The sequence below is a fragment of the Microbacterium sp. Root166 genome, from assembly GCF_001427145.1.
Lineage (GTDB): Bacteria > Actinomycetota > Actinomycetes > Actinomycetales > Microbacteriaceae > Microbacterium.
The window spans coordinates 121,756-135,188 of the sequence record NZ_LMGL01000002.1; the positions used below are offsets into that span (position 1 = coordinate 121,756).

Annotated in this window: 16 protein-coding genes; 11 read left to right on the forward strand and 5 right to left on the reverse strand. The window is 70.8% G+C overall.

The genetic code is table 11. The annotated features are described in order from the left end of the window. Positions 1-29 precede the first annotated feature (29 nt). On the reverse strand, positions 30-635 hold the full coding sequence (locus ASD56_RS08360; protein WP_055964171.1) for a dihydrofolate reductase family protein: 606 nt from the start codon (positions 633-635) through the stop codon (positions 30-32). A 136-nt stretch (positions 636-771) separates the two neighbouring features. On the opposite strand from ASD56_RS08360, the gene ASD56_RS08365 reads away from it, so the two are divergent. The 4 genes from ASD56_RS08365 to ASD56_RS08380 are packed head-to-tail and all read left to right on the forward strand — an operon-like array spanning position 772 to position 4,977. Next, positions 772-1,683 (forward strand): hypothetical protein, encoded by a 912-nt coding sequence (locus ASD56_RS08365; RefSeq protein WP_055964174.1) that lies wholly within the window; start codon positions 772-774, stop codon positions 1,681-1,683. Then, entirely contained in the window at positions 1,680-2,876 is a 1,197-nt protein-coding gene (locus ASD56_RS08370; protein WP_055964177.1) for an acylneuraminate cytidylyltransferase, read from the forward strand. The genes ASD56_RS08365 and ASD56_RS08370 overlap by 4 nt, the downstream gene beginning before the upstream one ends. Then, the gene (locus ASD56_RS08375; RefSeq protein WP_055964180.1) at positions 2,873-3,745 is read left to right on the forward strand and encodes an N-acetylneuraminate synthase family protein; all 873 of its coding nucleotides are present in this window, start codon (positions 2,873-2,875) and stop codon (positions 3,743-3,745) included. The genes ASD56_RS08370 and ASD56_RS08375 overlap by 4 nt, the downstream gene beginning before the upstream one ends. Continuing rightward, complete coding sequence (locus ASD56_RS08380; RefSeq protein WP_055964184.1) at positions 3,742-4,977, forward strand: DUF6716 putative glycosyltransferase; 1,236 nt, start codon at positions 3,742-3,744, stop codon at positions 4,975-4,977. The genes ASD56_RS08375 and ASD56_RS08380 overlap by 4 nt, the downstream gene beginning before the upstream one ends. A gap of 33 nt (positions 4,978-5,010) precedes the next feature. Here the strand turns inward: ASD56_RS08380 and ASD56_RS08385 are convergent, their stop codons facing one another. Next, on the reverse strand, positions 5,011-5,769 hold the full coding sequence (locus ASD56_RS08385) for a hypothetical protein (protein WP_157535892.1): 759 nt from the start codon (positions 5,767-5,769) through the stop codon (positions 5,011-5,013). Positions 5,770-5,780: 11 nt separating this feature from the next. Beyond that, positions 5,781-6,329: a hypothetical protein gene (locus ASD56_RS08390; protein ID WP_235565616.1), complete on the reverse strand. Its 549-nt coding sequence runs from the start codon at positions 6,327-6,329 to the stop codon at positions 5,781-5,783. Positions 6,330-6,816: 487 nt separating this feature from the next. Here ASD56_RS08390 and ASD56_RS08395 point away from each other — a divergent pair, with 487 nt between their 5' ends. Genes ASD56_RS08395 through ASD56_RS08405 form a run of 3 tightly spaced genes read left to right on the forward strand, consistent with a single transcriptional unit; the run spans position 6,817 to position 8,421 of the window. Then, positions 6,817-7,182, forward strand: a complete 366-nt coding sequence (locus tag ASD56_RS08395; RefSeq protein ID WP_082541385.1) for a TraR/DksA family transcriptional regulator — start codon at positions 6,817-6,819, stop codon at positions 7,180-7,182. Then, on the forward strand, positions 7,182-7,592 hold the full coding sequence (locus ASD56_RS08400; protein WP_055964193.1) for a YchJ family protein: 411 nt from the start codon (positions 7,182-7,184) through the stop codon (positions 7,590-7,592). Before ASD56_RS08395 ends, ASD56_RS08400 begins: the two co-directional genes overlap by 1 nt. 49 nt (positions 7,593-7,641) lie before the next feature. Beyond that, positions 7,642-8,421: an isocitrate lyase/PEP mutase family protein gene (locus ASD56_RS08405; RefSeq protein WP_055964196.1), complete on the forward strand. Its 780-nt coding sequence runs from the start codon at positions 7,642-7,644 to the stop codon at positions 8,419-8,421. 92 nt (positions 8,422-8,513) lie between these two features. Here the strand turns inward: ASD56_RS08405 and ASD56_RS08410 are convergent, their stop codons facing one another. Next, positions 8,514-8,807 carry a DUF503 domain-containing protein gene (locus ASD56_RS08410; RefSeq protein ID WP_055964199.1) on the reverse strand — a complete coding sequence of 98 codons (294 nt, stop codon included), beginning with the start codon at positions 8,805-8,807 and terminating at the stop codon, positions 8,514-8,516. Positions 8,808-8,922: 115 nt separating this feature from the next. Here ASD56_RS08410 and ASD56_RS08415 point away from each other — a divergent pair, with 115 nt between their 5' ends. Further along, the gene (locus tag ASD56_RS08415; protein WP_055964202.1) at positions 8,923-10,371 is read left to right on the forward strand and encodes an APC family permease; all 1,449 of its coding nucleotides are present in this window, start codon (positions 8,923-8,925) and stop codon (positions 10,369-10,371) included. Here the strand turns inward: ASD56_RS08415 and ASD56_RS08420 are convergent. Continuing rightward, a complete protein-coding gene (locus ASD56_RS08420) occupies positions 10,355-10,564 on the reverse strand; it encodes a DUF1653 domain-containing protein (RefSeq protein WP_082541386.1) in 210 nt (69 codons plus the stop codon). The two genes, ASD56_RS08415 and ASD56_RS08420, sit on opposite strands and share 17 nt — an antisense overlap. 145 nt (positions 10,565-10,709) lie before the next feature. Between ASD56_RS08420 and ASD56_RS16380 the strand changes: the two genes are divergently transcribed. The 3 genes from ASD56_RS16380 to rpsA all read left to right on the forward strand — a co-directional run bounded on the left by ASD56_RS16380 (position 10,710) and on the right by rpsA (position 13,398). Next, the gene (locus ASD56_RS16380; RefSeq protein ID WP_200947483.1) at positions 10,710-10,877 is read left to right on the forward strand and encodes a hypothetical protein; all 168 of its coding nucleotides are present in this window, start codon (positions 10,710-10,712) and stop codon (positions 10,875-10,877) included. Then, positions 10,874-11,692 (forward strand): PH domain-containing protein, encoded by an 819-nt coding sequence (locus ASD56_RS16010; RefSeq protein ID WP_082541387.1) that lies wholly within the window; start codon positions 10,874-10,876, stop codon positions 11,690-11,692. Before ASD56_RS16380 ends, ASD56_RS16010 begins: the two co-directional genes overlap by 4 nt. Before the next feature lie 251 nt (positions 11,693-11,943). Then, entirely contained in the window at positions 11,944-13,398 is a 1,455-nt protein-coding gene (gene rpsA, locus ASD56_RS08430) for a 30S ribosomal protein S1 (protein WP_055964204.1), read from the forward strand. The last annotated feature ends 35 nt before the right edge of the window (positions 13,399-13,433 follow it).

Here is a 13,433-nt window from a genome sequence, read left to right on the forward strand (position 1 = left end):
CTCGACGAGACGGCGGTCGCGGCATCCGGTCAGTGCAGTTCGTACGTCATGTGCGTGACGTGCGGCGTCGCCCGGACGTGGGCGGGCTTCAGACGACGGGCGGGGACGCCGTCGAACACGCGCACGACCTCACGGTGCTCGCTGATGCCCAGCGTCATCGGGGCCACGTGCAGCCGGAGCACGTCCACGAGTCCGAGGGCGAGGAACTGGTTGAGGGTGTCGGCGCCGCCCGCGATGGCGATGTCGCCGTCTCCGGCCGCCTCGCGAGCGCGCACCATCGCAGCCTCGGGGCCGTCGGTGACGAAGTGGAAGGTCGTGCCGCCGAGCATCTCGACCGATTCCCGGGGGTGGTGCGTGAGCACGAACACCGGGTGATGGTACGGCGGCTCGGGGCCCCACCAGCCCTGCCAGTCGCCGGTCCACTCGCCCCGGACGGGCCCGAACATGTTGCGGCCCATGATGTACGCCCGGGCCTCGAGGATCGCGGCGATCTCGTCCTCGTGATCGGCGGCGTGGGCGAACATCCACTCGTGCAGGCGCTCTCCCTGCTCGCCCAACGGGTCGTCCTTGCTCTGATTCGGACCGCTGGAGTAGCCGTCGGCGGAAACGGTGATGTCTGCGGTCACACGTGCCATGCCGACAGACTGCCCGAGTCCCACGTCCTGCGGAAGGCTCCCCGCCGGCCGGCGCCACCCACCGTTCACCTTCCCGTCGCCGGGCGGTAGCCTGTCGGGCGCCGCCCTGTTCACGTGTCCCGCCCACCGTGGGGGCATGGCTCGCAATGACGTTCTCGCGTGGGTCGAGTCCCCGCTGCAGCTCGTCGGCGCCGCGGAATGGGCCGACGCGCACGGCACCACCGTCCCCGTCGCGGGCCGGCTGACCCCGCAGATGTCGGCGACGGCCGACGAGTTGCTCGCTCGCGGGGCCCGGTTCGGCGACCTCGAGCCGTATCTCGGCATCCCCTTCTCGCTCCTCGCCCGGCACGGCCACTGGCTCGTGGGCGACGGGTTCTCCGGGCAGTTCCGGGCCGCGGCCTCCCTGCTGCGTCCGCACCGGGTCACGTTCCTCGACGACGGAGCGCAGACGATCGCGTACGCCGACGCGCTGCTGGAACGGCGCCCGTACGCCCGGCCGGGCGTGATGGAGCGTGGCCTCACGACCCGGATCGCTCCGCTCGTGCGGGCCACGGTCCTGCATCGCGCGGCCCAGGGTCGTGCCGACCTGTTCACCGCCTTCGACCTCGGCGCCGAGCGCGCCGATGCGCTCGCCGACCGCGGCTTCGGCATCCGTCGTCATTCCTTCGAGTGGACGAGGCGCACTGCTCCCGCCGTCGCCGACCCGGGCGGACGCGTCATTCTGGGTAGCGCCCAGCCGGTCGACGGCCGGCTGAGTCTCGCCGCCTACCTCGACTGGGTTCGGGATGCCGCGGCCGCCGCCCCGGCGACCTACCTGCCCCATCGCCGCGAGCCCGCCGCGCAGCTCGCGGCGGTCGCGGCGATCCGCGGGATCACGGTCCGCCGCACCGACCTGCCGGTCGAGCTCGTCCTGGCGGGAGCGACCGGACCGCTGGAGATCCGCACCCTGGCGTCCAGCACGACGACCACGCTGCCGCTGGTGCTGCGGGGGAGCGGCGTCGACATCCGTGCCGGCCGTCGCTCCACCGGCGTGAGGGAGCCGGCATGAGCGAGGTCGTCGCGATCATCCCCGCCCGGGGCGGCTCGAAGGGCGTGCCCGGCAAGAACCTGCGCCGGGTCGGCGGCATCCCGCTCATCGCCCGCGCCGTGCGGGCCGCGAGCCGGTGCGCCGCGATCGACCGCGTCGTCGTCACCACCGACGACGCCGACATCGCCGCCGTCGCCGCCGAGTGGGGTGCCGAGATCGTCGAGCGCCCCGGCGATCTCGCCGGCGACACGGCGAGCTCGGAGAGTGCGCTCCTGCACGCGCTCGCGGTGCTCGAGGAGCGCCGGGTCGACGTCGGCGTTCTCGCCTTCGTCCAGGCGACCTCGCCCTTCATCGATGTCGCCGCGCTCGAGCGAGCGGTGCAGCTGGTGTGCTCGCGCCGCCGCGACAGCGTGTTCGCGGCCGTGGAGACGTACGGGTTCCTGTGGGCGAAGACCGCCGGGTCGGCGGCCGAAGCCGTCAACCACGACGCCGATCACCGGCTCCGCCGCCAGGACCGCGAGCCGCACCACCTCGAGACGGGCGCGTTCTACGTCGTGCGCGCGGCGGGATTCCGGGCGTCGGGGCACCGGTTCTTCGGCAGCGTCGGCTTCGTCGATGTCGCCGCACGCACGGCCGTCGAGATCGACACGGCCGAGGAGCTCGAGATCGCGCGGGCCATCTCACCGCTCGTAGACAGCTCCGAGCCCATCGTCGTGGACGCGGTCGTGACCGACTTCGACGGTGTCCACACCGACGACTCGGTGTCGCTCGACCAGCACGGCGTCGAATCAGTCACCGTGAGCCGCAGCGACGGCATGGGCGTCGCGCTGCTGCGCGAGGCCGGCGTGCCGGTGCTGATCCTCTCGACCGAGGCCAACCCTGTCGTCGGCGCCCGCGCGCGCAAGCTCCGCGTGGATGCGCTCCAGGACGTCTCCGACAAGGCCGTCGCACTCCGCGAATGGGCCGCGGGTCGCGGCATCCCGCTCTCGCGCATCGCCTACGTCGGCAACGACGTCAACGACCTCGGCTGCCTCGACCTCGTCGGCTGGCCCGTCGCGGTTCCCGGGGCCCATCCGCTCGTCCTCGCCGCCGCTCGGGTCGTGCTCGACCGCCCCGGCGGTGCCGGCGCCGTGCGCGATCTGGCCGATCGCGTTCTGGCGGGCCGGGCCGCGGCATCCGCTCATCTTCCATCCCCTGCACAGGAGGCACCATGACCGTCACCATCGGATCCCGCGTCGTCGGAGGCGGTCGTCCCGCCTACGTGATCGCCGAGATCGGCCTGAACCACAACGGCGATGTCGAGCTCGCGAAGAAGCTCATCGACGTCGCCGCCGACGCCGGTGCCGACGCCGTGAAGTTCCAGAAGCGCACGCCCGAGATCGCCACCCCCGAGCACATGCGCGATGTGACGCGCGAGACGCCGTGGGGCACCATGACCTACCTCGAGTACCGCCGCCGGGTCGAGTTCGACCGCGACCAGTACATCGAGATCTCCGACCACGCCCTGCTGCGCGGCCTGGAGTGGTTCGCGTCGCCGTGGGACGAGCCCAGCGTCGCCTTCCTCGAGGACCTCGGGGCGACCGCGCACAAGGTGGCGTCCGCATCGCTCACCGACCACGCACTGCTGCGCGCGCTGCGCGACACCGGGAAGACGGTGATCCTGTCGACGGGAATGTCGACCATCGAGCAGATCGACGCCGCCATCGATGTGCTGGGCACCGAGCGCCTGCTGCTCATGCACGCGACCTCGACGTATCCGATGGACCCGTCCGAAGCGAACCTGCGCATGATCCCGGCGCTGCGCGACCGGTATCCCGGCGTTCCGGTCGGGTACTCCGGGCACGAGCGCGGACTGCAGATCTCGCTCGCCGCGGTCGCCCTCGGGGCCGTCGCCGTCGAGCGCCACATCACGCTGGACCGCACGATGTGGGGCTCCGACCACGCGGCGTCGCTCGAACCCACCGGCCTGCAGCACCTGGTCCGCGACATCCGTGTGATCGAGGCGGCACTCGGCGACGGCGTCAAGCGCGTCTACCCCGGCGAGCTCGCACCGATGGCGAAGCTGCGGCGCGTCCCCGCGTGAGGCGCATCGTCGCCCTGGCCGACACCGACTCCTACGTCAAGTGGGCGGCGGCGCTGCTCGGGGGACTGGATGAGGAGTGGGATGCCGCGCTCCTGGTCGTGCAGACACCGCTGGTCGTCAGCCCGGCGCAGCTGCGGACCGCACTGAGCGGAAGCGGCCTCGAGCCTGGGGCGGTGTCGTCCGTCGAGTACACCGAGTTGCGCGAGCGCCTCGCGGCGCTGCGACCGGATGTCGTGGTCGTCGCCGCGCGCGGGCCGCTCGTGCGAGTGCTGGCACGGGATGCCGCGGCCCTGTCGCCACGGCCGGTGATCGTCGCCGGGCTCCCGGGCATCTCGATTCCCGCGACCCGGAAGGCGCTCCACTACCGCGCCCAGTGCGACCTGTTCATCGTCCACTCGAAGCGCGAGAGGCGAGAGTTCGCAGCGCTCGCCGCGCACTACGGGCTCGAGCAGCGCTTCGCGCTCGCGACCCTGCCGTTCGCGCGGGCTGCCGGCACGAGGCCCGGCGGTGGCGCCGGCACAGACCTGGTGTTCGCCGCGCAGGCCAGGGTGCCGCTGGAGCGCGAGGACCGGCTGCGGGTGGCGCGCCTGCTCGTTCGCGCGGCCCGCGCCGACCCGTCGCGCCGAGTGGTGGTGAAGCTGCGCGCGGCGGCGGGGGAGCAGCAGACGCACGTCGAGCACGACGGCTACCCTGATCTGCTCGCCGAACTCGGCACGCTGCCGGCGAACCTCGTGACTTCGACCGAGCCGATGTCGCGAGCGCTCGACCGCGCCCAGGGGCTGGTGACGGTGAGCTCGACGGCGGCGATCGAAGCAGTGGCGCGGGGCATCCCGGTCATCGCGCTCGACACGTTCGGCGTCGCGCCGGAGCTGATCAACGAGGTCCTTGCGGACGCCGGGCTGCTGGCCGGTGAAGATGACGTCGTCGAACGCCGGTTCCGGCAGCCTGTGGCCGGCTGGCGCGATGACAACTACTTCCATGATCAGGATGCCGACGACTGGGTCGTGCGGATGAACGAGCTGGTCGCGGCGGGGCGAGCGGGACAGCTCGAGGCGAGGCCGGCGCTGAGCCGTCGCGGCGGCGCGCTTCGCGACGCGTGGGAGCGCAAGGTGGCGCTCGGCGGCTCGGACCGCACCGCCTCGGGCTCGATCGCGTGGGCGATCGGGATGCCGGTGCGCGGCGCCGTGCGGATGGTGCGCCGCGTCACGGCCCAGCGGCCCCTCGCGCCCTGAGCGAAGCGAGGACTGCGGGTTGCGCGCGGGCCGTCAGCAGCCCGGGCCGGACGGATCCTCGGCACAGGTGCGGTCGACGAGCGCCGTGCGCACCTCCACGACGCGGACGTCGTAGCCCGCGGTGGTCACGCTGACCCGGCCGGGGACAGGACGCCAGGTGCCGCTGCCGAAGTCGACCGACGCCGCGTACTGCACGGTCACCGCGACCGGGTAGGTGCCGCGCTCTCGGTAGACGTGGCTGGTGGCGGTCGGGCTGAACTGCGCCTGGCCGAGCCGCTCCCAGCTCGCGCCGCCGGTGGTCGCCGTTGCGGTGGTGCCGTCGCCGTGGTCGAAGACGAATGCCGCAGGAACGAAGCGCACCGTGACGTCCCAGCCGAGCAGCGTTCCGGTGAGGCGCTGCTCGGATGCCTCGGCCACCAGATTCGTGGGCATCCCCACGACCCCGAATCCGGTCGGCTCGCCGGTGAGGGTCGGGGCAGCGGGACGGAACGACGCGATGTCGGCGAGGGTGACGTCCGGGACGCCGACGACGATGAACCCGCATCGCGGGTCGCCCTCGTCGCATCCGGGCTCGGGCGGAGCAGGATCGGGCTCACTCGGCCGCGCGGCGCCCGGGCCGTTGTCGGGTCTGGGCGTTCCTGGGCGGTCGAGGCCGGCGGTGATGTCGACTTGGGACCCTGAGTTGGCGACATCGCAACTCGTCTGCCAACCAGTGATGTCGCAGTCGTCACCAGAAGCGTGGGCTGCCGGCCCCAGAAGCACACCTACGAGCACTACCGAGGCTGCCGTCACGACGCGGTGGGCTATTCGCACTGGGGATCGCCTTCTCTGCCCTCGATGTCGCGGATCGTCCAACCGGTCGGGGTCGCGTCAGACGCTTCGAGCGAAATCAGCATCGTCTGGACAGCGGGCCGATCAGAAGCGACAACCGACTGACCGTCCGCGTCGACCAGATTCACCCCCGCGACGTTGAGGCACACAGCCAATTCCACGTCGGTCACCTCGGCTCCGCCTGCCGAGCGAGGCTCAATTAGAGTCGGCGAGCTCTCCCCTGACACCGTCCAGCTGTCGGCATGCATCTGACTAAACGTGGTCCTTGCCGCGGAATTCGCTTCCCCGGTGGTCCATGCGTAGACCTCCTCGAACGTCTCCGGGTCGCTCAGGTCGACCTGGTTGAGGGCGTCGACATAGGCGCGGTAGGTCTCCTCCGCCGCCGCGAAGGCCTCGGCCTCGCTGGAGAATACCGGCGTCGGGTCGGTCTCCTCGGGCTCCGGCGTGCAGCCGGTGAGGACTGCGGCGAGCACAGCCATCGCGACGGCCACCGGAGCGAGACGGGAGATCACGCCCACCACGGTAGCCGCCCCGCTGTCGCCGGCCTCGGACTTATCCACACGTGGCAGCGGGCTTCCGGCATCCTGCTCCCGTCAGCAGACCGGGGGAGGAGCCGGCGATCCCGTGGGGGGCCGAGACCGCCGACTCTGGAGCGGCTCGAAGAGGCCGCCCCCGGTGTGCCCTGGGGGAGGGCACAAGGGGGCGTCCCACGCGGGGACGCCGCTGTCGCGGTTCGCCTCGCCGCTCGGGTGCACGGCGGATCGCGGACACCTCAAGAATCCCACCGCGACCTGTGAACCGGCTGTTCAGGGGCGGATTCCCGGACCCGGCTCGTGCCCGATCCGAACGGACGCAACACGCCGCGTCTGTGACGGGCGAGGCGGCATGTCGCGTCCGTTCACCCCGTAAACCACGAGCCGAAGCGAGGCCCCGTGCCGGCCTCGAAACGCCGTGCAATCCGAAGCGGCCGGGCCTCGGCATCCGCTCCGCACCGTACGCTCGAGGGCGATGACGACCCGACCCGACGACGCCGATCGCGACGCGCTCCTCGACGCGACGCGCGCTGACGCGGTGGCGCGCCTGAAGGCCATGGACGACGCGATCGACAGGCTGCGGTCGGATCGCGGCAGCGACGTCGCCGATGACGAGCACGATCCCGAGGGCGTCACCCTCTCTTCTGAGTGGGCGCGCCTGGTCGGTCTGCGCCAGGCGGCGGAACGCGACCTCGCCGAGCTCGACGATGCGATCGACCGGCGCCGTGCCGGCGTCGACGGGATCTGCGAGGACTGCGGCCGCGTCATCCCGCCCGCCCGCCTCGAGGCGCGTCCGGGCGCGACGCGCTGCGTCGACTGCGCCACCCGGGCGGGGGTCTGATGTCGTTCGGTCAGGCAGCGCAGCGCATCGCCGCGGGCGAGGCGCCGTGCCCGTGCGGATCCGGCGAGCGCTTAGACGGATGCTGCGGCCCGATCCTCGACGGGACCCCGGCGCCCACAGCCGAGCGCGTGATGCGCTCCCGCTACACCGCCTTCTCGCTGGGCGATGTGCGACACCTCCGGTTGACGTGGCATCCGCGGACGCGGCCGGACGATCTCGACCTCGACCCCGGCCTGCGGTGGACCGGTCTCGAAGTCCTCGCGACCCGAGCCGGCGGTCCCGACGACGACACGGGCGAAGTGGAGTTCCGCGCGCATTGGCGGCAGGACCGGGAGCGCGGCGTTCTCCACGAGCGCAGCGCCTTCGTCCGCCGCGGAGGACGCTGGGTGTACGTCGAAGCGATCGACTGACCGTTACGGCGACGGCCCCGACGGCGCACGCCGCCGTTAGCGTGGAGGGATGAGCTCTCAGGTCGAAAAAGCACAGTCCCTCGCCCAGCTGCACGCCGCCCCCGAGATCCTCCGGGTCGTCAACGTGTGGGATGCCGTGTCCGCCAAGACGATCGCCGCGCTGGACGAGACCCGCGCGATCGCGACGGCCGGTCACTCGATCGCCGCGACGTTCGGGTACGCCGACGGCGAGAAGATCCCTCTCGAGCTGATGCTCGATATGGTCGGTCGCATCGTCGAGGCCGCCGGCGACCTTCCGGTGACCGCCGACCTCGATGCCGGCTACGGCGATGCGGGCGAGACGGTCCGGCGCGCGATCGGCAAGGGCATCGTCGGAGCGAACGTCGAAGACCGGCTCCGCCCGCTCGACGAGTCCGTCGCGGCCGTCGAGGCGATCATCGCGGCAGGGCAGGCGGAGGGCGTGCCGTTCGTGCTCAACGCCCGCACCGACGCCATCGTGCGCGCGGGCGACCGGCCGATCGAGGAATCGATCGCCGACGCCATCGAGCGCGGCCGCGCGTACCTGGCCGCCGGCGCGGATCTCGTCTTCGTCCCCGGCATCCTCGATGCCGACGTCACCCGCCGGCTCGTGGACGGCATCGGCGAGCGCAAGCTGAGCGTGATCGGGCTGCCCGGCGCGCTGAGCGCGGCGGAGTACGAGGCGATCGGCGTCGCACGCATCTCGTACGGCCCGACGACCCAGCGCGTCGCGCTGACCGCGCTGCAGGACGTCGCCGCCGACCTCTACCGCAACGGCGTCATCCCCGCCTCGACGCGCAACCTCAACTGACCCCGACCGGCCCGGCATCGTCGAGTTGCCGGTCCTGGCGGGCGTGAGCGCTCGAAAGCCGCACGGACCGGCAACTCGACACTCGAAACGAGCTAGTCCTCGCTGGAGTGCAGGCCGCGCCGCGCCGAGAGCAGCGTGATCTCGGGGCGGTCGGCCATCACCCGCTCCGCCCGGTCGAGCACGTCCCGCACGTGCGATGCACCGGAGCCGACCACGGCGACGCCGATCACGGCGCGGCGATGAAGGTCGTGCTCGCCCACCTCGGACGCCGCGGCCTCGGTGCGGCGGGAGAGCTCGGCGATGATCGGGCGCAGGATGCCGCGCTTCTCCTTCAGCGAGTGCACGTCGCCCAGCAGCAGGTCGAACTCGATCCAGCCGATCCACATGGATCCATGGTGCCAGGCGCCTGCCGCGCACGCTCGAATCGGGCCGCGGCGCTCCGGAGGGTACGGTGGCAGGCGGGTTCGCACGGACCCGTCACGCCGCCAGGGAGGTCGTCGAATGAGCGTCGCGCGCGAGCTGTTCCGCAGGAAGCCGATCACGCCGCCCGTCGCCGCCCCCGGCGGTCTCACCCGCCGTATCGGCACCTTCCAGCTCGCGATGCTCGGCGTCGGGGCCACGATCGGCACGGGCGTGTTCTTCGTGATGCACGAGGCCGTTCCGCTGGCGGGTCCGGCCGTGCTGCTGGCGTTCCTGATGGCGGCGATCGCGGCCGGGCTCTCGGCCGTCTGCTACGCCGAGATGGCGTCCGCGGTGCCGGTGTCTGGCTCGACCTACTCCTACGCCTACGCCACCCTCGGCGAGATCGTGGCGATGGGCGTGGCCGCGTGCCTCATGCTCGAGTACGGCGTCTCGACCGCGGCGGTGGCCTCCGGCTGGAGCGGCTACCTCAGTCGGCTGACGAGCGACCTCTTCGGATGGGGGATTCCCGAGGCGCTGACGGTGGGCCCGCTCGAAGGCGGGATCATCAACCTTCCGGCCGTCATCCTCGTCGGGCTCTGCGCCGTCCTGCTCATCCGCGGAACCCGCGAATCGGCCGTCGTGAACACCGTCATGGTGATCATCAAGATCGGCGTGCTCGTGATGTTCGCCGCGATCGCGCTCACGGCGTTCTCGGTCGACAACTTCGCCGAGTTCGCGCCGCACGGGGCCGCGGGCATCACCGCGGCCGCCGGCACCATCTTCTTCACCTTCATCGGACTGGATGCCGTCTCCACCGCCGGCGACGAGGTCAAGGACCCGCAGCGCGCGCTGCCCCGCGCCATCCTCATCGCGCTCGTCGTCGTGGTCGCGGTATACCTGCTGGTCGCGGTCGCCGCGATCGGCGCGCAGCCCTGGCAGGGCTTCGAGGATCCCGCACAGCAGAGCGCGGGCCTCGCCGTCATCCTCGGCGACGTGCTCGGCGCGTCGTGGCCGGCGACCTTGCTCGCGGCGGGCGCGGTGATCTCGATCTTCTCCGTGACGCTCGTGACCCTGTTCGGCCAGTCCCGCATCCTCTACTCGATCGGCCGCGACGGGCTGATCCCCAAGATCTTCTCCCGCGTGAACCCCCGCACGCACACGCCGGTCTTCTCGACCGTCGCCGCCGCGGTCGTGGTGGCGCTGCTGGCCGGTCTCATTCCGCTGTCGAACCTGTGGGATCTCGTGTCGATGGGCACCCTCGTCGCCTTCATCGTGGTCTCCGTGGGCGTGATGGTGCTGCGCCGCACGCGCCCCGACCTGCCGCGCGCCTTCAAGGTGCCGCTGTACCCGGTGATCCCGATCCTGTCGATCCTCGCGTGCGTGTACCTCATCACCGGCCTTGGGCTGTCGACGTACGTGTGGTTCGCGGTCTGGGTGGCCGTGGTGCTCGGGTTCTATCTGCTCTGGGGTCGTCGGCACAGTCTGCTCGCGCAGGTCGAGAAGGGATCGGATGCCGCGGCCGCGGCATCCGTCACCCCACCCGAGTGAAGCGCGGCCCGCGGTAGCCGTCGCGGTCGACCTCTTCCGTCCACATCGACACGGGTCGGATCCACAGCCCGCGCTCGCCGTAGAGGGCGCGGTAGACCACGTGCTCCTCTTCGGTCTCGCTGTGACGCGCGACGCCGATGACGTCGTACTCGGCGCCCTTGAAGTGGCGGTAGGTGCCCGGTTCGATGGCCATGCGCCCAGCGTAGGCACTCCGGCAGGCCCGTTAGTGATCGGCGGCCCGCCCGCGCGCCTGCGACGCGTCGACGCGACATCGGGGTAGGAAAGCAGGGTTGTGCGCTCCCGAGGGATCGCCTGTGGTCGGAAGGGACCCCTCAATCGTGAAGCTCGTCAAGCGCCTCGTCGTGGGCCTGGTCATCGCATTCGCCCTGTTCTACCTGGTCACGCGTCCGCAGGATGCCGCCACCGCCGTGCAGGGTGCGGTCGGCGCGGTCTGGGGTGCCGGTGTGTCGGTCACGAACTTCTTCGTGACGCTCGCGGGCGGATGACCCTGTTCGATCCGCGGATCGAGAAGCACCTCATCGCCGACCAGGGCGAAGTGGTGATCGATGAAGTGCGCAAGCACTGGGCCGCGGTGGTCTCCGCAGCGCTCGAGCTGTTCGGCGGAACGGTCGTGCTGCTGCTGGTGTTCTTCGTTCCGGAGCAGGCGTGGTGGGTGCCGTTCGTGCTGGGCGGTGCCGTCGTGCTGCATGCGCTGTGGCGAATGCTCGAGCGGCACACCGACCGCTTCGTCATCACCAACATGCGGGTGTTCCGGGTGCACGGCATCCTGTCCCAGCGCATCGCCATCATGCCGCTGTCGCGCATCCTCGACATCTCGGTGCACAAGCCGATGATCGGGCGGATCCTCGGCTACGGGCACTTCGTCTTCGAGTCCGCCGCACAGGAGCAGGGACTTCGTGAGATCCGGTTCGTCGGCGACCCGGACGCGCGTGGCATCACGATCCAGCGCGTGATCGCGCAGGCGGGGCTGCGCGGTTCGGCGGTGCGGCAGGGCGGACTGCACGCGACCGTGGCGGCCTTCGTGCCGCGGGAGGCCCGGGTCGCGGACCCGCGGCCGCCGCTGCCGCCGCTCCCACCTCTTCCGCCGCTGTCGGCGTCATCCGCGTCATCGGCGAACCCCACCGTCGAGTGGAGACCGAGCTCCGACCCCGACGCGCACCGCGGGTGGGGCTGGCTCGCCGATGCGCAGCGGCGCGAGGACGAGCGCCTCGCGCACCTGCGCGGCGATCCGCCAGCGGTTCGGGATCGGCCGTTCGATCCGGATCGCACGACGACCGCGCCGCTCGACCTGCCTCGGTAGGGCCTGGTCGAGCGGTCAACGCCGGCTTCAGGGGAACATCCCGGTGGCCCCCCGCGTTCTGCTACCCTGGAGTGTCACTCGTGTGGCTATATCGCCACGCCTCGGCTCCGGTTCATTCCGGCAGCAGAGTGCCATCGCACCACAACAATCCGCTTCGCTTCGGCTCGAGGCATCCGTTCGCCATCGTGCGGCCGGAAGCAGCGCATCGAGCCGGGCCCGATACCCCCAACCCAACAAGGACAACCCACTACATGACTACCGCAACGGCCGTCCCGGCCACCAAGCAGGTCGCGATCAACGACATCGGATCTGCTGAAGACATCCTCGCTGCGATCGAACTGACGCTCAAGTCGTTCAACGACGGAGACCTCATCGAAGGCATCGTCGTGAAGATCGACCGCGACGAGGTGCTCCTCGACGTCGGCTACAAGACCGAGGGTGTCATTCCCTCGCGCGAGCTTTCGATCAAGCACGACGTCGACCCCAACGAGGTCGTCAAGGTCGGCGACGAGGTCGAAGCCCTCGTTCTCCAGAAGGAGGACAAGGAAGGCCGTCTGATCCTGTCCAAGAAGCGCGCGCAGTACGAGCGTGCGTGGGGCGACGTGGAGAAGATCAAGGAGAACGACGGTGTCGTCACCGGTTCCGTGATCGAGGTCGTCAAGGGTGGCCTCATCGTCGACATCGGCCTCCGCGGCTTCCTGCCGGCTTCGCTCATCGAGCTGCGTCGTGTCCGCGACCTCACGCCGTACCTCGGCCAGGAGATCGAGGCGAAGATCCTCGAGCTCGACAAGAACCGCAACAACGTCGTGCTCTCGCGCCGTGCGCTGCTCGAGCAGACGCAGTCCGAGTCGCGCACCACGTTCCTGAACAACCTGCACAAGGGTCAGGTCCGCAAGGGTGTCGTCTCGTCGATCGTCAACTTCGGCGCGTTCGTCGACCTGGGCGGCGTGGACGGCCTCGTGCACGTCTCCGAGCTCTCGTGGAAGCACATCGAGCACGCCTCCGAGGTCGTCGAGGTCGGTCAGGAAGTCACCGTCGAGATCCTCGAGGTCGACCTGGATCGCGAGCGCGTGTCGCTCTCGCTCAAGGCGACGCAGGAGGACCCGTGGCAGGTCTTCGCCCGCACCCACGCCATCGGCCAGGTTGCGCCCGGTAAGGTCACCAAGCTCGTTCCGTTCGGTGCGTTCGTTCGCGTCGCGGACGGCATCGAGGGCCTCGTGCACATCTCCGAGCTGTCGGGCAAGCACGTCGAGCTCGCCGAGCAGGTCGTGTCGGTCGCCGAAGAGGTCTTCGTCAAGATCATCGACATCGACCTCGAGCGTCGCCGCATCTCGCTCTCGCTCAAGCAGGCGAACGAGTCGGTCGACCCCAACGGCACCGAGTTCGACCCGGCCCTCTACGGCATGGTCACCGAGTACGACGAGAACGGGGAGTACAAGTACCCCGAGGGCTTCGACTCCGAGACCGGCGCCTGGCTCGAGGGCTTCGACGCTCAGCGCGAGAAGTGGGAGCAGGAGTACGCCGCTGCCCAGGGTCGCTGGGAGGCTCACAAGGCTGCCGTCGCCAAGGCCCTCGAGGCCGAGGCGAACGCTCCGGCCGACACGGGCTCGTCGAGCTCGAGCTTCTCCTCCGACAGCAGCACCGGCGGAACGCTCGCCGACGACGAGGCACTCGCCGCTCTGCGCGAGAAGCTGTCGGGCCGCTGAGCTGATCAGCAGCTGAACCGCTCTGGATCGTAAGG

Coding starts and splice junctions, on each gene's coding strand:
- ASD56_RS16010 (WP_082541387.1), top strand. CDS start 10,874: ATGACCCTGTTCGATCCGCGGATCGAGAAGCACCTCATCGCCGACCAG.
- rpsA (WP_055964204.1), top strand. CDS start 11,944: ATGACTACCGCAACGGCCGTCCCGGCCACCAAGCAGGTCGCGATCAAC.
- ASD56_RS08370 (WP_055964177.1), top strand. CDS start 1,680: ATGAGCGAGGTCGTCGCGATCATCCCCGCCCGGGGCGGCTCGAAGGGC.
- ASD56_RS08360 (WP_055964171.1), bottom strand. CDS start 635: ATGGCACGTGTGACCGCAGACATCACCGTTTCCGCCGACGGCTACTCC.
- ASD56_RS08415 (WP_055964202.1), top strand. CDS start 8,923: ATGAGCGTCGCGCGCGAGCTGTTCCGCAGGAAGCCGATCACGCCGCCC.
- ASD56_RS08405 (WP_055964196.1), top strand. CDS start 7,642: ATGAGCTCTCAGGTCGAAAAAGCACAGTCCCTCGCCCAGCTGCACGCC.
- ASD56_RS08395 (WP_082541385.1), top strand. CDS start 6,817: ATGACGACCCGACCCGACGACGCCGATCGCGACGCGCTCCTCGACGCG.
- ASD56_RS08365 (WP_055964174.1), top strand. CDS start 772: ATGGCTCGCAATGACGTTCTCGCGTGGGTCGAGTCCCCGCTGCAGCTC.
- ASD56_RS08410 (WP_055964199.1), bottom strand. CDS start 8,807: ATGTGGATCGGCTGGATCGAGTTCGACCTGCTGCTGGGCGACGTGCAC.
- ASD56_RS08375 (WP_055964180.1), top strand. CDS start 2,873: ATGACCGTCACCATCGGATCCCGCGTCGTCGGAGGCGGTCGTCCCGCC.
- ASD56_RS08400 (WP_055964193.1), top strand. CDS start 7,182: ATGTCGTTCGGTCAGGCAGCGCAGCGCATCGCCGCGGGCGAGGCGCCG.
- ASD56_RS08420 (WP_082541386.1), bottom strand. CDS start 10,564: ATGGCCATCGAACCGGGCACCTACCGCCACTTCAAGGGCGCCGAGTAC.